Source organism: Oxobacter pfennigii (genome assembly GCF_001317355.1).
In the GTDB taxonomy this organism is placed as follows: domain Bacteria; phylum Bacillota; class Clostridia; order Clostridiales; family Oxobacteraceae; genus Oxobacter; species Oxobacter pfennigii.
In genome coordinates this window covers 124,823-144,946 of sequence record NZ_LKET01000039.1, presented here as the reverse complement: position 1 = coordinate 144,946, position 20,124 = coordinate 124,823, and the positions used below count along the sequence as shown (strand labels likewise).

The window sequence follows — 20,124 nt, the reverse complement described above, 5'->3', positions numbered from 1 at the left end:
GTACTTCCCCTTAATATGGTTTAATCCTTAGACTTATATTAATTTAGCTCTTTTAATTTTATCCCGCCCGTATTTATCTCTGATTTTATCCATAACCCGCTCTATACATTCCTCTTTATTACTGTCATTAGAAGATTCAGCATCTAAAAGTGATATCTGCTCTATAGCCTGGCCTTCAAAATTATCTATGCCGATGCCCAATAAGCGTACAAAACGGTTGATATTCCAATTTTCTTTCAAAAGGCTTATGCCGGTATTATATATATCTTTAGTAAGGTATGTAGGAGGTATTGATCTCTGCCTTGTTATGGACTGAAAATCGCTGTACTTAATAACTATTGATACAGTTCTGCCTTTCAGGCCCAATTTTCTTGCTTCTTCTCCGACTTCTTCGGAAAGCTTCATAATTACCGTCTTTGCATATTCTATGTCGTTTATATCCCATTCCAATGTCGTCGAACGGCTTATGGATTTGCTTTTATGAACCGGACTATTTGATACAGCTCCATAATCTATTCCCTTTGCAAGATTATATAGCTCATAGCCATATTTGCCAAAGGCTTTGAAAAGAAGCTCTTTATCCCATTTTGCTATATCACCAATGGTCTGGATACCGAAATCCAAAAGCTTCTTTTCCGTTTGCTTTCCTATGCCATACATGTCCCTTACGGGCAGAGGCCATAGTTTTTCTTTTATATCACCTTGCCATAATTCTGTGATGCCTAAGGGCTTTTTAAGCTCTGAGGCCATTTTGGCAAGAAATTTATTCTGAGAAATACCTATGGAACACCATAAATCCAGCCTTTCCATAATATCCTTCATTATCTTTTGTGCCATATCGACAGGTTTTCCAAAGAGAGCTTCGCAGCCTGTCATGTCCATCCACGCTTCGTCAATGCTGTTCTGCTCAATTACAGGAGAATATTCCCCAAGGAGCTCCATCACTTTTTTTGATACGCTTTCATAATATTCATGGTCCGGAGGCACCAGTTTCAATTGGGGGCATAATTCCCTTGCCTTATGTACCAGCATGGTGGTTTTAACACCGTATTTTCTAGCATCGTAATTTGCCGCAAGTATGATACCCGTTCTCTTTTTAGGATCTCCTGCAACTGCCGCAGGCTTTCCTTTTAACTCCGGATTTCTCGCCATTTCACAGCCTATAAAGAAGGCATTCATATCAACAAGAAAAATAACTTTATCCATATTTTTCCCTCATTCTACAGTAATCACCTTGACAGCATAATTATTATAGCACATTTCTTCATCATTATTTCAAATGCAAGTGTAAACTTTTTATTACCAAAAAAATAAACAGCTATAGGATTTTGTAAAAACATGCAATTTAATCCTATAGCCATTATAATTTTCTATTGCTTAAAATTTATTATTGTGTATTTTGCCGTAAAGCAAATCCTCATCACTATAAGGCTTCTTATCTTCTGCAGGATAGCCTATGGCTAAAATACACAGTACGCTGTATTTGTCGGGAATACCTAAAAGCTTTTTGACATAATCTCCTGCCTTAGTATTTTCATCATGTACCCTTTCCCTTGTTTGCATCCAGCAGGAGCCAAGTCCCAGGGAAACGGCGGTCAGCTGCATAATGGAAGCTGTAATGGAAGCGTCCTCCACCCATACATCGCAAATTTCATGATCTGCAAGGACCACAATTCCCAAGGGCGCGTCGGCTAAAAACTTTGATCCGTTTCCTCTGAAATTGGAAAGCTCTTTTAAAACTTCCTTGTCGGTCACCGCAATAAACTCCCACGGCCTTAGAGCTCTTGAAGAAGGTGCAAGCAAAGCTGCCTTGAGAATGGTGTCAATCTTTTCCTTCTCCACTTCCTTGGGTTCAAATTTTCTTATGCTTCTTCTTTTTTTAAGTAAATCCAGCATTAATAATCCTTCCCTTCATATATATAATAAACATTTATTTATCCTATTATTTAATTTTTACAGGCATTCCTCAAATCTGCTGATCAATTGTCCATTAATCTCCACCTTTTCAGTAAACATGGAAAGTGGTCTTACCCATATGCCGCCTTCACCGTACAGAGCCTGATATACAACCAAGTCCTCCATGGTCTCGGAATGCTTTGCAATATGGAGCACCAGATATTCGTTGCCTTTAAAGTGCCTGTATTTTTTTCCCGGCTTTATTTCCTGCTGTGCCATTTTATGCTTTCCTTTCCTATTTATATATACTAAATAATATCAAAGAAATTTTCAGCAGTACAGTACGTACAAAAAAAAGTTACTGCATAGCTTCCTCTAGGGGGATCTATGTCCCCCTTCTGTGTAAAAATGCCTTAGCATTTTTACTTAGCACCGCCCTTAACGGCAAGGACGTCCCGTCCTTTGCAATCCTGGTTTTTTGTATAATAGGAAAGTTTTTTTTCCTATTATACAAAAAATAAATCACTGTCGGGGACTATGACAGTGATTTTTTAACGCTATGAAATTTTAATCAAATAGCTTTTGAGAATTTCTTAATTTTTCTGTTCTTACTGAATGTCTATTTTCTTCTTTTTGTCATTGCCTTTGTTGAGCTTGGGAAGAACTACTTTTAAGACACCGTCCTTAAAGGATGCATCAATGCCGTTCTGGTCTACATTATCTATATGGAAGCTTCTTTTGAATTCACCGTAATGTCTTTCTCTTCTTACATAGTTTTCTCTTTTATCCTCAGTTGTTTCATCTCTTTTTGCTGTGATCACAAGATGGTTTTCATTAAATTCAATGTCTATAGCTTCCTTTTTGATTCCCGGCAAGTCGGCTTCAATGAGATAATTTTCTTCTGTTTCCTTCAGGTCAGCTTTGAAATTACCGCCCATGTTAGTCATGAATGACATAAAATCATCATCAAAGAAGTTTTTAAAAAACGGTGAGAAGAATTCGTCCCTGCCTGTCAAATCATTCTTTCTGAAAGGTACCATATCAAACATTATCACTCACTCCTCTTAAAGTATTTTTGTTGTTTTAACTATATAATAATAGAATAGTCAAAGAAAGTCAAAGTCAAAAAAGAATATATTTTTTGAAATATTTCAAAATAATCAATGTCATCTTTACATAATTCATTGTAACTAGTTTTTTTCAAAATAAACTTGGATTTTTGAGCTAATTTGGCTTCTTTATGGTAAAAATTTTCATTATGAAAAAATATTTTTTAATTTATATTTATTTATTTATTTTTATCTATAAACAAGAATCCGAATCTATCTGGACTATAGTATCATTTTTAGGAAAAATTCATAGTTTACAATCATCATGTGGAATAATCAGTAAAAATAATAAAATATTAAGTAGAATAATTATAAAGTTAGTGTTAAAATGTTCATACAAATAAATATCAGACAACAAGTGGCCGGTGATGAACCGGCATAATAGGGAAACAGGTGTAAATCCTGTGCGGTGCCGCCGCTGTATAAGGGGAGAAGTCCTATGTTACCACTGGGAAACCGGGAAGGTAAGGCCTTTGATGAACCTTGAGCCAGAAGACCTGCTTGATGCGTATTCATTGTTGAACCTACGAGCTATAGGGAGATGAAAAACAGGTGTAGTGAGTGTGTCTGTTTGAAGATAAATATGCCCCTTTATCCATGTAGGATAGAGGGGCTTTTTATATTATATATTAAATTTAGGAGGAATATTAAGATGAAAAAAACATTAAGAAGTTTGCCCAGATTACTATTTCTGCTTGTGATTTTATGTATTGTTTTAGCCGGGTGCGGCTCGAACAATAAGCCGGCACAATCCGGCACCATTGGTCCGGAGTTTATAAAAAATGAAACCGAAAGCACTATAACTATTACGGATCCTTTAGGGAATGAAGTGACCCTTCCCAAAAACCCTCAAAGGGTAGTCAGCCTATATGCATCCTACCTTGATTTGTGGTATGAAGCCGGAGGAAAAGCTATTGCAAGCGTATCATCAGCTTCACTGCCGGAAGGTGTTGAGGATTTAGGCAGCATGAGCCAAATCAGTCCTGAAAAAATACTTGCACTTAAACCGGATCTCATGATTTTAACCAGCAGTATGGAATCTCAGGTTGCTCTAAAGGATATATTGGAAGAGAATAAAATACCTTATTTATTTGTAAAATATGATCTTTACCAGGATTATATCGATAATCTTGAGTTAATGTCCAGGCTTAATGGAACTCAGGAACAGGTAGATCCCAAAGTTAAAGAGATCGAAGATAAAATTAATGCGACAATCGATGGAGTAAAAGGAAAAACAGCTCCAAAAGTACTTATTATGTTCACAACAAGCAAAGCCATATCATGCGAAGTATCAAAGGGAACTACAGGAAATATGGTTGAACTCCTCGGGGGAACTAATATAGTAAAGGATATACCAGTTGAAGGCGAAACACGTGTGGATTTCAGTATGGAAAGCATTGCAGCAGGTGATCCGGATATGATTTTGATCAAAACCATGGGCGATGTCGAGGCATGCAAAGCATTGGTCAAAAAAGAACTGGAATCTAACGAGGCCTGGGCAGCCATGCGCGCCGTGAAAGAAGGCAAGGTCTATTACCTGGATAAAGAATTATTTTTAAATAAACCAAATGAGAGATTCCCTGAAGCATTTGAAACATTGGCCGGATATTTGTATCCGGATAAATAAAATCTTAGAAATACTATTTTCAGGCAGATAACATGACGGTACAATTAACTGATTCCTTAAAAAAAATACGAGAAAGAACAGTATTCAGGGTTACTGTTTTAATCTCATTAATTATTATTTTAATTTTATCACTATTTATAAGTACAGCACTGGGAGCCTATAAAATAACTGTCGGGGAAGTCTTGAGAACCATATTTGTAGAAAGAGAAGGACTAAGCCGCCAGATTATTTGGACAATCCGGTTTCCCAGGACATTGGTGGCAGGATTGGTAGGTGTGTGCCTTTCATTATCGGGAGTTATATTACAGGGGATTATGAGAAATCCCCTGGCCTCTCCCAGTATTATCGGTGTTTCTTCAGGTGCGGGAATAACGGGAATATTCATACTTATACTTTTCCCGGAGTTTATTTATTTAGTACCTCCCGTATCTTTTATCGGAGCTTTATCGACCACTCTTCTTATATATGCACTTGCATGGAAAGACGGTATAAATCCCATGCGCATGGTTTTGGCAGGTGTGGCAGTTTCAGCCTTCTTAGGCGCAGGAATCAATGCCTTGCTTATTTTCTTCCCAGACCGTGTCCAGGGAGTGGTGGATTTTATGGTGGGAAGCCTTGCCGCAAAAACCTGGAAGCATTTTAGAATGCTATGGCCATACACCTTTCTGGGTACGGCACTTCTTATGCTCTTGTCCAAACAGTTAAATACCTTATTACTAGGCGACGAAATAGCAATTGGCTTAGGAATACATGTTGAACGAGTCAGAATGATTTTTATTGCCATATCTTCTCTGCTGGCAGCAAGCGCTGTAAGCGTTGTCGGCCTGTTGGGATTCGTAGGGCTGATTGTACCCCATATGGCAAGGCTTTTAATTGGTTCCGACTACAGATACCTAATTCCTGCCAGTGCGCTTTTAGGAGCAATAACCCTTATATTTTGCGATACAGTAGCCAGGCTTGTTTTAAGCCCGATGGAAATTCCCGTGGGAATTATTATGGCGATGCTTGGTGCTCCGTTTTTTCTATATCTTTTAAGAGGAGGGCTGAAAAAAAATGCTTAAGGCTGTGAACCTGTCCATTGGATATGGAAATAACAAGGTTATTAATAATTTTGATCTAACCATAGATAAAGGCGATTTGATAACCATTATAGGGGTGAACGGCTGCGGAAAGTCAACGCTTTTAAAAAGCCTTTCCAGAAGCTTGAAACCCTTGAAGGGTGTTGTTTATCTCGACGGGCAATCCATATTCAGGCTGGATACTAAAAAAGTTGCAAGAAGGCTATCAATACTTCCTCAGGCTCCGAAGGTTCCTGAGGATTTCACAGTCCGGGATTTGGTCAGCTATGGGAGGCAGCCTTACCTTGGACTGACCGGTAAACTAAAGAGACAAGACCATGAAGTAATTGACTGGGCCATATCTGCAACCCGTATTGATTATCTTCAACATCGCCCGGTAAACACCCTTTCAGGTGGAGAGCGCCAAAGGGCATGGCTGGCCCTTGCACTGGCACAGCAGCCGGAGGTTCTTCTCTTAGACGAGCCTACCACATTTCTTGATGTTTCATGTCAATTTGAAGTATTGGAGCTTGTAAAAGCATTGAATTCCATCCTTGGGATTACAATTGTCATGGTGCTTCATGACATAAATCAGGCTGCCAGGTATTCAAAACATATGGTCGTTTTAAAAGACGGCAATGTTTATAGATCAGGCACACCTGAAGAAATCGTAACAGAAAAGGTGCTGGAGGAAGTTTTTAATATTAAAGTTAGAGTTTTTAGTGATCCTGATAATAATTGCCCCTATTTCATACCTGTAAGAGGTAACAGTGAATGCGCTGCCGCCCTGGACTTGTATAAGAAATAATATAGCTCCTATTTTACCAGCCTCTGCTGTAATCCTCAAAGCAGTCCAGGCATACTTTTTTGCCTTCACTAAGCCTTATTTTATGCTCCGGAGCTCCCTCTCCGCAAACTTCGCATATTATGGTCTGAAATATTCTTGCCTCTTCAGGAAGTTTAAATTTAGGGGCTTTAATATCAAATATTTCATCAGCGGGAGCGCTTAATATGTATTCCTGGCGCTCCTTTCTTTCCATCTTTCTTGTAAAAGGTTTCAATACAAGCCTTATACTTTCTCCTGTCTTTCTGTTAAAAAAGCTATAAGCCTGTTTTCCCGTACCTCTATATATAAGATTGCCTTTCCCCAGACTGCAGCCTGTGATGACCTGAATTGCATCCACACCGCAGGCATCATTTTCTGTGATACACACCAGCTCTTCATCGGATGAAAATTTTATACCCAGCTTATCTACAGCTGCTTCACTGGCCTTTACTCCTATGGCCAGACCTGGGCATTCATGTCCATGAAACTCCACACATTTTTCCCATATCTTTTTGTCCATTATTGATCCTCCCTGTTTTTTAAATTAATATATTTCTATTATTAAATTTACATATTTTATACTTATAATGCAAACTCTAAGTCAAAATACAGATACAATTTGGAGGTAATTTTACTATGAGCTGTTCAGTATTAAAAAAACAATTTGAAGATGAAATAAATAGGGGCATAACCTTTGAAAGAACCATGGAATTTTATAATGATGTTAAAGGATCAATAGATGCCCATAGGATAGAACTGGCCCAGCTTAAGCAATCTAACAGCGACCCCAATGAAATCCATCATTTGCAGGAACACATTGAAGAAGGAGAACAGCTTTTAAATGAAATTAAATCCCTCTCCTTGACATTGAAAAACTGATTTTAAGCGGGATAAACCATCAATTACGGTTTATTCCGCTCTATTGTTCTCTAAATTTTACGTATTTTTCCCTGTAACTTATTTTATACAGAAGTTCCGGAAACTATATACATATTATCATTTTCCAAGCAGACTTTTATTGCAAGACCTGTTTTCTTCATCATATATGCAGTATAATGAGCCTCCGGCAACACGTCTTCTTCCACCATCTTATTTTTACTGTGAACCCGGTTTATATCATCCCTGCTCTGTGAGTGGCAGATACTTAAACTGCCCCCTTTATCCACGTATCCGTACAGCCTTTTTATAAGTTGTTCTTTTTCCTGAAAATGAGGAAAACATGAATACAGTATAATAGCATTATATTTCTCCGATGGTTTAAATTCCATAATATCCTGCGCCACGAATTCCACATTATCATAACTAAATTTTTTCTTTGCTGCCTCAATCATATTTTCCGATATATCCACCGAAGTAATACTGCCACCATCCCCCGTCAGCTTACGAAGAAAAAGTGTAAGTACCCCCGTACCGCACCCTACATCCAGGATTTTATCTCCTTTGTTTATACCCACATAGTCCAGCAGCATTTCAATCTTTTTTGAATCGTGATAGCAGATTTCATCCCATTTATGGGCCAGATTGTTAAAGTACTCCCTCTGACTCTCCATAATTATACCGCCTCCTTCACATTGTGAGGGGCTTTTTCACTTTTTTTAACCAGTTTCACTATGATAGGAACAAGAATAAGTTGAATTATAATACCTGGTAAAGCTACAATAAACAAGCTATTCATGAATGCAATAAAGTTAAAAGCCTTACCCATGACTAATGCTGTCAATATCCAGTTACCCGTAATTGAAACAAGTCTTCCGGATAACATCGATAATATCAATGCAATATAAAGGTTAGATTTGTATTTATTAAATAGAAGTGATGCTGCTGCTCCATATACTGTCAGTTCAAGCATCATCACAATTCCGCTGGGCATTGGAGGCATTCCGGTAATAAGAAAGCTCAAGAGCGGAGCTAAAAAACCTGTAATGGCCGCGTATTCCCAAGGTATCATAAACGCTGCTATCAGTATTGGAATATGCATAGGCAAAAATATTTGCCCTCCCAGCCTGAATGTGTGAAAAACCGTGGGAAGCAATACAGCACAGGCAAGAAATAATGCTGCTTTTACTAAATTTTTTGTACTTGTGTTCATAATTAAATCCCCCTTAAAAATAATTTATAAAAAATAAAAGCCACGGAAGTTATATAACCTCCATGGCTATTAGTTAATCAATATTTACTTTATTTAGGCAGTAATATAATAAATTTATTTACTGATAAATTATTTTATCGGTAATTTTGAATTCTGAAATGGCGACTTTCACATATGCAATCTTCATGACTGCTAATTATATTATTATACTAATATTCTGTTATTATTTTGTCAATGCCTCAGAAAATAGAGTGCCAATTATTACAAAAGACAGATGTTTTTTTATATCTTTATTGTTACCTATCATTTCTTCTTAAGTTCTTTTCCAGCTTTCCTTATCATCCAGCTCATATTTACCGATATTTACTTAATCAACTTTTCAAGAATAATCTTATGTTCTACAAGAGCCATTTCCTTTATCCGCGCTTTTATCTGCTTCCTTTGATAAAATATGTTTTCAAGAAATATCTCATCTCCTTCGGGAATAATTTTATCGACTGATTCAAGATACAACCGAGGCATTCCATCTTCATCAAGAAGATAAACATTAGCTTCGCACATTTTCATACCCCCCTATAAAGTCTTTGACAATTTGAACCGCCTTATCTGAGAGATGCGGCAGCGGCTCGCTTTTATCCACGCCTACAATTTCTATATTGCATTTATTAAGCGGTAAGAGAATCTTCCTTGCCGTACTTTCTGCAATTGATTTTGACATCATAGGTGTCAATTCACCATGCATTGAATTTGCCGATATAATACCTATGGGCCCCATAATTACATCAACCTTACCTGAACTATAAACTATTGCATTTTCACCGGTAGCCCCTTCATTTGCGCCTGCCTTAATCATAGCTGCCGTAGCAAGAGCATTTGTACCCAGTGCGATTATCTCGGTATCCTCCGGCAGTTCTTTTCTTAGCTTTTCAACAATTGTTTTACCAATGCCGCCTCCCTGTCCATCTATAACAGCAATCCTCATAGTATCCTCCAAATCATGATAAGCTTTCTTAAATGAAATTTCTCCGATGGGCGCCTCATATTATCTCCTTAAAAATAAGAACCCCACCCGCTATAGAAATCAAAGATTGCTATAGCTTCCGGGAACCTATGTTTGCGCAATAATAAAAGCCATGAGGGCTATTTCTGTCATAACAGAAACATATAACCTTCATGGCTATTGTTACTTAATATATAATAATTTCACCAATATCATGTTGTAAAACCTTTGAGCCTTCGTGACTCTATTTAAATATATATTATACCATTTATAAAGATATTGCTATAATTATTTTAATTTAAATTGCATAATAGCCTTGTTCCGCTGTAGCTAATTTATTACCACTAAATATTAAGCCGTTTCTTTCAATAGAGTATTGTTAGGTGAATTCTCTTCCACCAAATTTACGCTCTTGTGGCTGTATATGAACCAGTAAGCAAGACCAACGCAAACTGCTCCCCCTACGATATTCCCCAAAGTTACGGGGATGAGGTTTTTAGTAATGAATGTTCCCCAATTCAAGGCTGCTATCTTCTCAGGGCTTACCCCTAATTTAATCGCCTGCTCAACGAATGCAGGGTTGCTCTTTGCCATTATACCGGCAGGTATATAGTACATATTTGCTATGCTGTGCTCAAATCCTGATGTTATAAACAGCCATATTGGAAAGAATATTGCAAATACCTTGCCTGTTATATCCTTTGCGGCAGATGCCATCCATACAGCTATGCAGACCAGCCAGTTACAAAGTATACCCAAGATAAATGCATTTGTAAAAGTTAAGCCCGTTTTATACGTTGCTGTTTTTATTGTGTAACCTCCAAGAAGTCCGCCTGAAAAGCCAAGCTGTCCCGACTTGAAAATCAAGTATGCTATCAATACTGAGCCTATAAAATTACCTATATAAACAAAGAACAAGTTTTTAGCCATGTCACGCCATCTAGTCCTGCCCTCGGCGCAAGAAATTATAATAAGACAATTGCCTGTAAATAATTCTCCGCCTGCCATGATAACCATCATAAGGCCCGTTGAGAATAATGCACCTGCCAGAGCTTTGCCTATACCAACAGATTCAATAGTATGAATTGCCTGATTGGAGCCTTCAGCCGCAAATGCTATAAAAGCACCGGCAAGAATTCCTAAAAGAATCAATTTCTTAGATGATAAAGTGGCTCTTTTATGACCTGATTCAACATAGTTTTTTGTTATTTCCTGTGGTGTATAAAACAAATCATTCCTCAATTTCATTCACTCCTTCCCTACATATCGATATCCCGTTTGACTCGCCTTTACTATATTAAGATAAAATCTAATTCAAATCAACACTTTGACAAAGATGAGCAAATTACTTCAAAAATTAATAAATATTTTGAAATAATATGAAAAATTAAATTACTTTCTTATAAAATAGTTAATTATTTAAAAGTTTAAAAATCAAAACATCAAATTTTTTGTATTGACAAGGTGAATCTGCTATAATAGCCAATGGAAGCTCTATATGGAGTTGTTATATATACAGCATATAATGAATTTATTCTATATAATAGAGAAAAAGATTGGGCTGCATAGATGTTTTCATAATAATGAGGTGGTTAAACTGGTTGATAAAAATTCTACAAGGTTATCTCATAATAAACTTAAGTCTAAATCTAAAATATGGATAGAAGTTGACGGGCAGGTAGTTTTCGGTGATGGAAGAATAGCTCTTTTTGAAGCCATAGAAAAATTAGGCTCAATACGTCAGGCAGCGGCTTTATTAGGTATGTCCTACAGGGCTGCCTGGGGTAAAATAAAATCAACAGAGGAGCGTTTAGGCCTTGAGCTTATTAAAAAGTATACCGGCGGAGCAAACAGCGGGGCAGTTCTCACTGATGATGCCAAAGAGCTACTGGACATTTACCGGCAATTCAAGAAAGATGCCATAAACTCGGTAGATAGTTTATTTGCCAGCTATTTCAACAAATTCCTGAAAAATTCCGATAATTTATAAATCATTATGCCAACATTGACATAACCAATCCGAATAGTTAAACTAAAAATAGTCGGATTTTTTTATTTTCATTATGTCTATTTTGGCATAACATTTTTAGAAAGGAGGACTTAATTTGGTTAATTTAACTATTGATGGACAGAAGATAACCGTTCAAGATGGAACAACCATACTGGAAGCTGCCAGAGAATTAGGTATCGACATACCCAATTTCTGTTATGATAAGGATTTAACTGTAACAGCTGCCTGTCGTATGTGTGTTGTTGAAGTTGCCGGCGCCCGTAATCTGCCTGCAGCCTGCGCCACACCCGTAACTGAAGGAATGGTTATACAAACCGAATCGCCCAGGGTTGTTGAATCCAGAAAAATGAATTTGGATCTTTTGCTGGCCAATCATCCACAAGACTGTTTAACCTGCGAAAAAACAGGCGATTGCCGCTTGCAGGATTATTGCTACAGGTACGGCATCAAGGAAAGCTCCTACAAGGGCGAGAAAAAGCAAATAGCAATAGACAGCGAAAATCATCTGATTGAGCGCGATCAGAACAAGTGTATCTTATGCGGAAAGTGTGTGAGTGTCTGCCGTGAGGTACAGGTTACAACGGCTGTGGATTTTATCGGACGCGGATTTGACACCAAAGTTACACCTCCCTTTGATTTGCCTTTATCTCAAGATTCATGCCGCTTCTGCGGGCAATGTGTAAGCATGTGCCCGACTGGTGCCCTTACCAACAAGCAATTTAAAGGGGTAAGGCCATGGGAAGTCAAAAAGGTTCAGACAACCTGCCCTTTCTGCGGTGTAGGATGTAATTTTGATTTAAACGTAAAGAACGGAAAGGTGGTAGGTGTTACACCAAATGCCGATGCACCCGTTAATGGCCGTTCAATGTGCGTAAAGGGCCGTTTCCATACGGATATGATATACAGCCCTGACAGAATTACTACTCCCCTTATTAAAAAGGAAGGAAAATTTGTGGAGGCAAGCTGGGAAGAAGCCCTGAGTCTTGTTTCTGAAAAATTTAAAGAAATAAAAGCCCGGGACGGCGGTGATGCAATAGCTGCATTAAGCTCTGCACGCTGTACAAACGAAGATAACTGGGCAATGCAAAAATTCATGCGCGCAGTAATAGGTACTAATAATGTTGACCACTGCGCACGTACCTGACATGCTCCGACAGTGGCCGGTCTGGCTGCAACATTAGGAAGCGGAGCAATGACAAATTCCATCGATGAGATAGAATTTAACGATGTATTATTTATAATAGGTTCAAATGCCCCGGAGGCACATCCCGTAATCGGAAGTAAAATGAAGAGAGCTGTAAGACGCGGCGCCAAGCTTATTGTCGTTGATCCAAGGCGTACTGAGCTGGCACAGCATTCTGAAATTTGGCTGCAAATCACTCCGGGTACCGATGCCGCATTGATTAACGGTTTGATTTATTTAATCGTTAAGAACGGCTGGGCTGACATGAAATTCGTTGAAGAACGCTGCGAAGGCTTTGATGACATGTGGAAGGTGGTTCAGAATTATCATCCTGAAATGGTAAGTGAAATTACAGGTATACCTGTGGATAAGATTTACGCTGCTGCCGAGCTTTATGCTAAAACAGAGAAGGCTGGAATCTATTATACCTTAGGTATAACCGAGCATACCACAGGAACTGAAAATGTTATGAACCTGGCTAATCTCGCCATGGTTACAGGACATTTAGGAATTGAAAGCGCAGGTATAAATCCTCTGCGCGGCCAGAACAACGTTCAGGGTGCCTGCGATTTGGCTGCACTTCCAAACGTATATCCCGGTTACAGATCAATTGCAGATCCGGCAGCTAAGGCAGCCTTCGAGGAAGCCTGGGGAGTACCATTAAGCGAAAAGATGGGCTTGCGTATACCCGAAATGATAGATGTAGCTGTTTACGGCAAATTAAAAGCTATGTATATCATGGGTGAAGATCCTGTGCTTACTGACCCGGATGCCAACCATGTAAAGAAAGCAATGAGCAGCCTTGAGTTTTTGGTAGTTCAGGACCTTTACATGACAGAAACCGCAAAATTTGCTGATGTATTCCTGCCTGCTGCATTATATGCAGAAAAGGACGGTACATTTACAAATACCGAAAGACGTGTACAAAGAGTAAGAAAAGCTGTGGAAGCTCCCGGACAGTGCAGGGCTGACTGGGATATCATCTGTGATATATCAAAACGCATGGGCTATAACATGGATTATAAAGATGCGGAAGAAATATTTGAAGAAATCAGAAGATTGACCCCCAGCTATTCAGGAATAACCTATAAGCGTATTGAAAAAATAGGCTTGCAGTGGCCTTGTCCAACGGTCGAACATCCGGGAACAAAATACCTTCATAAGGGTGTATTCCCGAGAGGAAAAGGTTTGATGCAGGGTATAGAATACAAAGCGCCTGCCGAACTTACAAACCAGGATTATCCAATGCTTCTTACTACAGGACGTATGCTTTATCATTACAATATAATGACAAGACATTCATCCAATCTTGATACATTAAGACCCCATGAGCTGGCGGAAATTAATCCGGAAGATGCAGAAAAACTGGGAATCCAAGACGGAGAAGAAATAAGGGTTACATCCCGCAGGGGTTCCATAGTAACCAAAACAATTATTACCGATAAAGTATCTCCGGGTGTGATGTTTATGACATTCCATTACAAGGAATCGCCGGTTAACGAGCTTACAAATTCAGCATATGACCCAATATCCAAGACTGCTGAATACAAAGTTTCTGCTGTGAAAATTGAAAAATTTGCCGCAGCAGGAGGCGTATAATGGCGCCCGCCGTATCCTTTGTGGGTTGGAGTAATTCAGGAAAAACAACTTTTATATCAAAAGTAATAAGAGAGCTTAAAAGCCGTGAAATATCAGTCGCCGTTGTTAAGAATACCTGTCATGATATAGAGACGGATATACCTGGAAAAGACACCTGGAATTTTGCACAGGCCGGAGCGGACACCGTTATATTAAACGGTCCCGGCATTTATGTATGCCAGGAAAAGGTAAGCAGACGGAAGGATATTTCAACCATATTAAAAGATATAACAGGAGTAGATATCATTATACTTGAGGGTGCAGCAGATCCTAACATCCCCAAGGTGGAAATATGGCGCAAATCTTTAGGGGAAAAGAACAGATTCCCGGCCGAAGATTTGATCGCTCTGGTGGCCGAAGGCCACCCCGAAAAGGGCTATGAAAAGCTTCCGCTTTTTAAACATAATGAAATAGGCGAGTTTACCGATTTTCTTTTATACAGCGCAGGCTTGGCAAAACGGCCCTATAAGAAAAAATTCAGGGATAATTTATCTTTTATACCGCTGCTGGGCAAAATCTCTCTTAAATTTAAATAATAGAATATGAGCTCCGAGCTTATGTTCCTAAGGTTTAAACTATGGAATGTCAGCCGATAGGGTGGGGCCGGAAACAGCCCCGCCTCCCCATTGGAAAGGAGTAATACCAGTTTGGTTTAAAAAAAGACCAGGCCTATTTCTCTTTGGCCTGGTCTTTTTTTAAACCAAACTTATTTATTTCAAATTTATAATCTTATATAATTTTAAGATAATATTTAACTAAGGGGTGCACAAATGAAAGAGTTTGTTAAACTTGAAGAAGCATATGAGATAATACAAAAGCAGGTAAGAGTCGTACAAAGTGAATGCGCTGAACTGTCTGAAGCCCTTGGGCGTGTTTTGTATGAAGATGTGAAATCCCCCATGAACTTTCCGCCTTTTGACCGCTCGCCCCTTGACGGTTATGCCTTAAGATCTGTTGATACAACCGGCGCCAGTGCTGATGCGCCTGTAAAGATTAAAGTTATTGAAGAGGTTCCTGCTGGCAGCCAAAGTCAAAGCATTGTGGGCAAAGACCAGGCGGTAAAAATCCTTACCGGCGCTCCCATACCAAAAGGAGCTGATGCTGTCATACGTTTTGAAGATGTTAAAGAAGGCGGCAGTTTTATTGAAATCTTTAAACCCTTAAAATCAAGTGAAAATATCTGCTTTGCCGGAGAGGATATAGCATTAGATGAAACTCTCATTGAAGCAGGAGTTATGCTGGAACCTGCGGCTATCGGTGCCTTAGCCTCCCTTGGAATTTCAGAGGCTAAGGTTTATAAAAAGCCCGCCATAGGCATTTTAAGCACCGGCGATGAGCTTATTGAAATTACTGAACCATTAAAACCTGCAAAAATATACAACAGCAATTTATATAACCTGACTTCCCATTTGAAGCAAATGGGCTGCAATGTGATAAACGGCGGCATAGCCACCGATAGTTGTGATATGATATCTCGAAAAATATCAGATATTTTACCACAAGTTGATATTCTCATTACTACAGGAGGAGTATCTGTAGGGGATTATGATGCCGTAAAGGATTCTTTAATAAAAATCGGCGCAGATATATTGTTCTGGAGAGTGGATATTCGTCCGGGAACTCCAATGGTATGTTCCATAAAGGATAATAAACTTATTTTGAGCCTTTCAGGAAATCCATCGGCTTCAATTATTACTTATTTGCTTCTTGCAGTGCCGGCAATAAAAAAGGCCATGGGAATGAAATCTGCTGAACATATAATAACTCCCGCTGTCTTAGAAGATAATTTTAAGAAAACAAGTCCCCAGAGGCGGATGCTGCGGTGCCGCAGTTTCATAGAAGAAGGTATATTAAAAGTAACACTGACGGGAAATCAGAGTCCGGGAATAATAAAGTCATTGATGGGCTGCAACACCATAATTGATGTACCGGCAGGCTCAGGTCCATTAAAGAAAGGGGATAAAGTCAAGGTAATACTGCTGTAAATATAAAAGAGGCCGCTTCATAAGTCAAATTTATAAAAAATGGTCTCCTAAAACATATTAAAATAAATATAAAATTAAGCACTCCTCTCCACATAGTGATATGCTCCCTTTATGAGAGACAGTTAAACATAAAAACACTGTTAATCATGAAGGGAGCATATCACAGATTTAGGAAACGAGGTGCTTTTGTTCTCACCTTAATCCACTGAAGTAACTAATGACACAGCCCCTTTGCATTTTACCGGAAAATCTTTATACCTTCCGTACCGAACAGATAGGTGAAACTGTCGGTACTCCTTTTTCATCGTAAGTTAAATTAGCTATTACACCATAAACTTCTTTTAGCATTTGAGATGTAATTACATCTCCGGGTTTGCCGGAACTGTGAACCGAGCCTTTTTCATCAATGATGACTACATGCTGTGCATATCTTGCCGCAAGATTTATATCGTGAATAACGACTATGATATCCACGCCCTGCCTGCCCACTATTTTTTGAAGAAGCTGGCACAGCTCCAGCTGTTTTTGCAAATCAAGGGAGTTTACAGGCTCATCAAGTAGTATCAATTTAGGATTTCTGACCAGAGTTTGTGCGATAAACACAAGCTTTTTTTGCCCTCCGCTTAATTCACTGAAGTTGCGGGCAGCAAGAGAAGCTATATTAAGAGATTCAAGGGTGTCCATAACGATATTCAGATCTTCATCTGACACTTTAGACTTAAGTTCAGGCAATCTCCCTAAAATGACCATTTCCAGTACGGTGAGAGCAGATATATCCACATCCATCTGAGGCAAATATGACATAAGCTTTATCTTATTTTCGGTGTCCATGTGAGTAATACTTTCTTTGCCGTATAATATGTTCCCGTCATAATCCAGCAATCCGAAAATGGCTTTTAAAAGGGTAGATTTTCCTGCTCCGTTAGGCCCAAGGACTACATTAAAACCTCTGCCAAAGGCAAGATTCAGGCCGTCGAATACCTTGTGCGATGTTTTATTCTTTTTATAGGAAAAGCTCAAATTATTTAAGGTAAGCATCACATACTCCTCATTTTACTGAATATTATGATTATAAAAAAGGGAATTCCTATTACTGACGTAACAAGACCTATAGGCAATATGACCCCTCTTATAATGACCTTGCTTATTACAAAAGCCAGAGACATCACAAAAGCGCCCATTAATGCCGAAAGAGGCATGAAAAAACGCTGATCTTCTCCCACCAGCTGGCGGGCTATGTGGGGAGCAATAAGTCCTATGAATCCTATGGTCCCTACAAAGCAGACAGCTACGGCGGAAAGCAGAGAAGTGATAAAAATGATTATTCTCCGTACTTTAGCAGTATCCACCCCTATACTCCTGGCCTTTGTATCATCAAGGGTCATGGCTGTGAGTTTCCATGCGTTTTTAAGCAAAATGGCAAAGCATATCAGAAGCACTGCAAATACTATGAAGAACTTGCTCCACGTTGTTTTCAAAAGGCTTCCGAAGTTCCAGAATATTAAGCTCTGAAGCTTATCCTCGTCTGCGATATACTGCAAAATCATAGTAAGAGAGTTAAAAAGAAAATTTAAAGCTACCCCGAACAAAACAATGGCAGTCTTGCCGATTTGTCTCTGACGTGAAAATATATATATGGCTGCAGCCACAAGGAGCGAAAATGCAAATGCATTGGCTGTTACAGCCAGCGTATCCGAAACATTAAATAAATTTGTGTTTAAAATAAGCCCCATGGCTGCGCCAAATGATGCCGCGGCAGAAATTCCAAGGGTGTATGGGCTTGCTATAGGATTGCGCAGTATTGTTTGTATTTCACATCCGCCGATGCCTAAAGATGCTCCGACAACAACCGCCATAAGAGCCATAGGCAAACGTATATCCATAATTATCATGGGGTTATGTCCATTCCCTTTTCCCGTAAGCAGCACCTGTAATACCTCACCGATAGCTATTGAAGATGACCCGATTGAAATGTTCAGTATCATCAGGAAGGCTACTCCTGTAAGAAGTCCGGTTATTAATACCATCCTTTTCTTTATAAGCTTGTTGTATAGTTTCCGGTTTACACTTTCCTCATGCTTTATTTTGAATCACTCCCTAGAATTTTTAATGAGAAGTACTGTCATCAAGGCTCATGAACCAGGTAGTAATATCGCTGTCAAGGAGCATAAACCTGTCAAAGAATTCGTTTAAAGTTTGATCCGGGTCGACCTCGGCAAATTCTTGGGGGTAAAAAATCTTTGCCATTTTAAGGCAAGGATAAAATGCAAATATGGATCTGTTTGTAGCATGAGCAAATTCGTACAAATTGCCGTTTTTAACTGCCGTCAGGTCATTCCATCCCGTTCTTTTCACTATATCAAATTCACATTCTTCTTTTTCTTTGAGTATATCCAGCCACCCGTCATTGACTCCGCTTAAAATAATGTAGTCCGGGTCGGCCTTTATAACATACTCAGGATCAAGGGTGTTGCTGCCGCCGCCTGAAGCCGCAGTGTCCTTAAGGAGCGCATCGGCAATATTTTCGCCGCCGGCAATGGCAATGGAAGTACCCCAGCCAGAAGCACTTGATGATGTGCTGCCATAAACTTCGGAATATCCTGATTTTTCATAGTAGACCGTTGGCTTGTCTCTGCGCTCGGAAAGATTTTTTGAAGCTATTAATTCATACTGTTTATCAATAAAGGCTGCAACCTCTTGAGCTTTTTCTTCCTCTTGGAATATCTGTCCTAATATTTTCATTGTTTGTTGCACAGACTTGTCCATTTTCTTGCCGGGAACATCTATGAGGACTATGTCTATTCCTGCAGCCGTAAGTTGTTCTTCTATTTCCAGAGCATATTTATGGGCCGACATTGCTGAATTAACTATTATAACATCGGGATCCATGGACAGTATCATTTCAAGGTCAAAAGGAGCATTATGGTCGGATATCTGTCCCAAATGTTCCATATAATTGCCGACAGTGGATTCATACAGCTTTGCGTACTTCTGTATCCCTCCGCCGCCGTCCTGCCCTGAAGCCACCAGCATGTTAAAAGCATCCTTGCCTTTAAGGGGTATAATATAGTCGATGACATCCATTGTACTGATGGCATATGAAGAAATGGGAAGGTCTATGGTTACATTTCTGCCCTTTGCATCCGTTACCGTTATAGAGCCTGTGGTTTTTTGCTTTTCAGGTATGGCATTTTTATTTATTGCAACAGTTGGCAATTCTTCATTTTTTTCCTGAGGGGCGGTATAAGCGTATTTTGAGGGGTCCTCTCCCGCCGCCTTCAGGGAGTTTGCAACCGCATTTATTATCCCGTTGCTTGTAAGGGTAGCGCCGGAAACTATATCCACATTAAGGGATTGTGACTCTATGATGAGTTTAGGCATCTTTTCTATTGCAACAGTCCCTATGCCTTTTGTTTCCGTATTTTCTCCTATGGTAATATTCACAATCCTGCCTTCTCTATTGATTTCCGTTGTTACTGCAAGCTCTCCGTGGTAGCCTTCCGCCTTACCGGTATAGCTGCCTGCTCTGCTTGCAGCTTCAGTTGGATTGGCCGTATTGGTTGCGGCCGGTTGACTGCACCCGGCTGCTATCATAGATACCATGATAAAAAATGCAGCCATGCTTGTCATAAATCTTTTTTTCATTTTTATCCACCCTTCTTTGTTTTTATTTGGATTCTAACCAAAACGTTTTACTTTGGC

At 39.2% G+C, this 20,124-nt stretch carries 21 protein-coding genes and 2 riboswitches; of the genes, 8 read left to right on the top strand and 13 right to left on the bottom strand.

Annotation, left to right across the window (positions count from 1 at the left end):
• Window positions 1-33: 33 nt before the first annotated feature.
• The 4 genes from OXPF_RS13980 to hsp18 all read right to left on the bottom strand — a co-directional run bounded on the left by OXPF_RS13980 (window position 34) and on the right by hsp18 (window position 2,945).
• The gene (locus OXPF_RS13980; protein WP_054875840.1) at window positions 34-1,206 is read right to left on the bottom strand and encodes a DNA polymerase IV; all 1,173 of its coding nucleotides are present in this window, start codon (window positions 1,204-1,206) and stop codon (window positions 34-36) included.
• 171 nt (window positions 1,207-1,377) lie between these two features.
• Window positions 1,378-1,896, bottom strand: a complete 519-nt coding sequence (locus OXPF_RS13975) for a nitroreductase family protein (RefSeq protein WP_054875839.1) — start codon at window positions 1,894-1,896, stop codon at window positions 1,378-1,380.
• Window positions 1,897-1,953: 57 nt separating this feature from the next.
• Window positions 1,954-2,175: a DUF1653 domain-containing protein gene (locus OXPF_RS13970; RefSeq protein WP_054875838.1), complete on the bottom strand. Its 222-nt coding sequence runs from the start codon at window positions 2,173-2,175 to the stop codon at window positions 1,954-1,956.
• Between the two features lie 329 nt (window positions 2,176-2,504).
• Window positions 2,505-2,945, bottom strand: coding sequence for a heat shock protein Hsp18 (gene hsp18, locus OXPF_RS13965; protein WP_054875837.1), 441 nt, complete (start codon window positions 2,943-2,945; stop codon window positions 2,505-2,507).
• A gap of 399 nt (window positions 2,946-3,344) precedes the next feature.
• Window positions 3,345-3,524, top strand: a riboswitch (cobalamin riboswitch).
• A gap of 133 nt (window positions 3,525-3,657) precedes the next feature.
• Here hsp18 and OXPF_RS13960 point away from each other — a divergent pair.
• The 3 genes from OXPF_RS13960 to OXPF_RS13950 are packed head-to-tail and all read left to right on the top strand — an operon-like array spanning window position 3,658 to window position 6,498.
• The gene (locus OXPF_RS13960) at window positions 3,658-4,632 is read left to right on the top strand and encodes an ABC transporter substrate-binding protein (protein WP_054875836.1); all 975 of its coding nucleotides are present in this window, start codon (window positions 3,658-3,660) and stop codon (window positions 4,630-4,632) included.
• 32 nt (window positions 4,633-4,664) lie between these two features.
• Entirely contained in the window at window positions 4,665-5,693 is a 1,029-nt protein-coding gene (locus tag OXPF_RS13955; protein ID WP_054875835.1) for a FecCD family ABC transporter permease, read from the top strand.
• A complete protein-coding gene (locus tag OXPF_RS13950) occupies window positions 5,686-6,498 on the top strand; it encodes an ABC transporter ATP-binding protein (RefSeq protein WP_054875834.1) in 813 nt (270 codons plus the stop codon). The genes OXPF_RS13955 and OXPF_RS13950 overlap by 8 nt, the downstream gene beginning before the upstream one ends.
• A 13-nt stretch (window positions 6,499-6,511) precedes the next feature.
• On the opposite strand, the gene OXPF_RS13945 is transcribed toward OXPF_RS13950, so the two are convergent.
• Window positions 6,512-7,036, bottom strand: coding sequence for an FmdE family protein (locus tag OXPF_RS13945; protein WP_054875833.1), 525 nt, complete (start codon window positions 7,034-7,036; stop codon window positions 6,512-6,514).
• Window positions 7,037-7,152: 116 nt separating this feature from the next.
• Here OXPF_RS13945 and OXPF_RS13940 point away from each other — a divergent pair, with 116 nt between their 5' ends.
• Window positions 7,153-7,395, top strand: a complete 243-nt coding sequence (locus OXPF_RS13940) for a hypothetical protein (protein WP_054875832.1) — start codon at window positions 7,153-7,155, stop codon at window positions 7,393-7,395.
• An 83-nt stretch (window positions 7,396-7,478) separates the two neighbouring features.
• Here the strand turns inward: OXPF_RS13940 and OXPF_RS13935 are convergent, their stop codons facing one another.
• The 5 genes from OXPF_RS13935 to OXPF_RS13915 form a co-directional block, all read right to left on the bottom strand.
• Window positions 7,479-8,066 (bottom strand): class I SAM-dependent DNA methyltransferase, encoded by a 588-nt coding sequence (locus tag OXPF_RS13935; RefSeq protein WP_054875831.1) that lies wholly within the window; start codon window positions 8,064-8,066, stop codon window positions 7,479-7,481.
• A 2-nt stretch (window positions 8,067-8,068) separates the two neighbouring features.
• Window positions 8,069-8,605: an ECF transporter S component gene (locus tag OXPF_RS13930; protein ID WP_242854412.1), complete on the bottom strand. Its 537-nt coding sequence runs from the start codon at window positions 8,603-8,605 to the stop codon at window positions 8,069-8,071.
• Between the two features lie 363 nt (window positions 8,606-8,968).
• Window positions 8,969-9,166, bottom strand: a complete 198-nt coding sequence (locus OXPF_RS13925) for a CooT family nickel-binding protein (protein ID WP_054875829.1) — start codon at window positions 9,164-9,166, stop codon at window positions 8,969-8,971.
• Window positions 9,153-9,587 (bottom strand): DUF3842 family protein, encoded by a 435-nt coding sequence (locus OXPF_RS13920; protein WP_054875828.1) that lies wholly within the window; start codon window positions 9,585-9,587, stop codon window positions 9,153-9,155. The genes OXPF_RS13925 and OXPF_RS13920 overlap by 14 nt, the downstream gene beginning before the upstream one ends.
• 369 nt (window positions 9,588-9,956) lie before the next feature.
• Window positions 9,957-10,853, bottom strand: a complete 897-nt coding sequence (locus OXPF_RS13915; protein WP_054875827.1) for a formate/nitrite transporter family protein — start codon at window positions 10,851-10,853, stop codon at window positions 9,957-9,959.
• A gap of 277 nt (window positions 10,854-11,130) precedes the next feature.
• Between OXPF_RS13915 and OXPF_RS13910 the strand changes: the two genes are divergently transcribed.
• From OXPF_RS13910 to OXPF_RS13890, 4 genes are all read left to right on the top strand, one after another.
• On the top strand, window positions 11,131-11,595 hold the full coding sequence (locus OXPF_RS13910) for a winged helix-turn-helix domain-containing protein (protein WP_083479992.1): 465 nt from the start codon (window positions 11,131-11,133) through the stop codon (window positions 11,593-11,595).
• A gap of 115 nt (window positions 11,596-11,710) precedes the next feature.
• Complete coding sequence (gene fdhF, locus OXPF_RS21875; RefSeq protein WP_083479966.1) at window positions 11,711-14,398, top strand: formate dehydrogenase subunit alpha; 2,688 nt, start codon at window positions 11,711-11,713, stop codon at window positions 14,396-14,398.
• Window positions 14,398-14,973 (top strand): molybdopterin-guanine dinucleotide biosynthesis protein B, encoded by a 576-nt coding sequence (mobB, locus tag OXPF_RS13895; protein ID WP_054875824.1) that lies wholly within the window; start codon window positions 14,398-14,400, stop codon window positions 14,971-14,973. The genes fdhF and mobB overlap by 1 nt, the downstream gene beginning before the upstream one ends.
• Window positions 14,973-15,090, top strand: a riboswitch (molybdenum cofactor riboswitch). Its footprint overlaps the gene before it by 1 nt.
• Window positions 15,091-15,207: 117 nt before the next feature.
• Entirely contained in the window at window positions 15,208-16,422 is a 1,215-nt protein-coding gene (locus OXPF_RS13890; RefSeq protein WP_054875823.1) for a molybdopterin molybdotransferase MoeA, read from the top strand.
• Between the two features lie 252 nt (window positions 16,423-16,674).
• On the opposite strand, the gene OXPF_RS13885 is transcribed toward OXPF_RS13890, so the two are convergent.
• The 3 genes from OXPF_RS13885 to OXPF_RS13875 form a co-directional block, all read right to left on the bottom strand.
• The gene (locus OXPF_RS13885; protein ID WP_054875822.1) at window positions 16,675-17,460 is read right to left on the bottom strand and encodes an ABC transporter ATP-binding protein; all 786 of its coding nucleotides are present in this window, start codon (window positions 17,458-17,460) and stop codon (window positions 16,675-16,677) included.
• On the bottom strand, window positions 17,460-18,449 hold the full coding sequence (locus OXPF_RS13880) for a FecCD family ABC transporter permease (protein ID WP_054875821.1): 990 nt from the start codon (window positions 18,447-18,449) through the stop codon (window positions 17,460-17,462). Before OXPF_RS13880 ends, OXPF_RS13885 begins: the two co-directional genes overlap by 1 nt.
• Before the next feature lie 79 nt (window positions 18,450-18,528).
• Window positions 18,529-20,067, bottom strand: coding sequence for an ABC transporter substrate-binding protein (locus tag OXPF_RS13875; RefSeq protein WP_054875820.1), 1,539 nt, complete (start codon window positions 20,065-20,067; stop codon window positions 18,529-18,531).
• Between the last annotated feature and the right edge of the window lie 57 nt (window positions 20,068-20,124).

Excerpts from the sequence above, each read along its gene's own strand:
- OXPF_RS13980 (WP_054875840.1), bottom strand. The coding sequence starts at position 1,206 with ATGGATAAAGTTATTTTTCTTGTTGATATGAATGCCTTCTTTATAGGC.
- OXPF_RS13975 (WP_054875839.1), bottom strand. The coding sequence starts at position 1,896 with ATGCTGGATTTACTTAAAAAAAGAAGAAGCATAAGAAAATTTGAACCC.
- OXPF_RS13970 (WP_054875838.1), bottom strand. The coding sequence starts at position 2,175 with ATGGCACAGCAGGAAATAAAGCCGGGAAAAAAATACAGGCACTTTAAA.
- hsp18 (WP_054875837.1), bottom strand. The coding sequence starts at position 2,945 with ATGTTTGATATGGTACCTTTCAGAAAGAATGATTTGACAGGCAGGGAC.
- OXPF_RS13960 (WP_054875836.1), top strand. The coding sequence starts at position 3,658 with ATGAAAAAAACATTAAGAAGTTTGCCCAGATTACTATTTCTGCTTGTG.
- OXPF_RS13955 (WP_054875835.1), top strand. The coding sequence starts at position 4,665 with ATGACGGTACAATTAACTGATTCCTTAAAAAAAATACGAGAAAGAACA.
- OXPF_RS13950 (WP_054875834.1), top strand. The coding sequence starts at position 5,686 with ATGCTTAAGGCTGTGAACCTGTCCATTGGATATGGAAATAACAAGGTT.
- OXPF_RS13945 (WP_054875833.1), bottom strand. The coding sequence starts at position 7,036 with ATGGACAAAAAGATATGGGAAAAATGTGTGGAGTTTCATGGACATGAA.
- OXPF_RS13940 (WP_054875832.1), top strand. The coding sequence starts at position 7,153 with ATGAGCTGTTCAGTATTAAAAAAACAATTTGAAGATGAAATAAATAGG.
- OXPF_RS13935 (WP_054875831.1), bottom strand. The coding sequence starts at position 8,066 with ATGGAGAGTCAGAGGGAGTACTTTAACAATCTGGCCCATAAATGGGAT.
- OXPF_RS13930 (WP_242854412.1), bottom strand. The coding sequence starts at position 8,605 with ATGAACACAAGTACAAAAAATTTAGTAAAAGCAGCATTATTTCTTGCC.
- OXPF_RS13925 (WP_054875829.1), bottom strand. The coding sequence starts at position 9,166 with ATGTGCGAAGCTAATGTTTATCTTCTTGATGAAGATGGAATGCCTCGG.
- OXPF_RS13920 (WP_054875828.1), bottom strand. The coding sequence starts at position 9,587 with ATGAGGATTGCTGTTATAGATGGACAGGGAGGCGGCATTGGTAAAACA.
- OXPF_RS13915 (WP_054875827.1), bottom strand. The coding sequence starts at position 10,853 with ATGAAATTGAGGAATGATTTGTTTTATACACCACAGGAAATAACAAAA.
- OXPF_RS13910 (WP_083479992.1), top strand. The coding sequence starts at position 11,131 with ATGAATTTATTCTATATAATAGAGAAAAAGATTGGGCTGCATAGATGT.
- mobB (WP_054875824.1), top strand. The coding sequence starts at position 14,398 with ATGGCGCCCGCCGTATCCTTTGTGGGTTGGAGTAATTCAGGAAAAACA.
- OXPF_RS13890 (WP_054875823.1), top strand. The coding sequence starts at position 15,208 with ATGAAAGAGTTTGTTAAACTTGAAGAAGCATATGAGATAATACAAAAG.
- OXPF_RS13885 (WP_054875822.1), bottom strand. The coding sequence starts at position 17,460 with ATGCTTACCTTAAATAATTTGAGCTTTTCCTATAAAAAGAATAAAACA.
- OXPF_RS13880 (WP_054875821.1), bottom strand. The coding sequence starts at position 18,449 with ATGGTATTAATAACCGGACTTCTTACAGGAGTAGCCTTCCTGATGATA.
- OXPF_RS13875 (WP_054875820.1), bottom strand. The coding sequence starts at position 20,067 with ATGAAAAAAAGATTTATGACAAGCATGGCTGCATTTTTTATCATGGTA.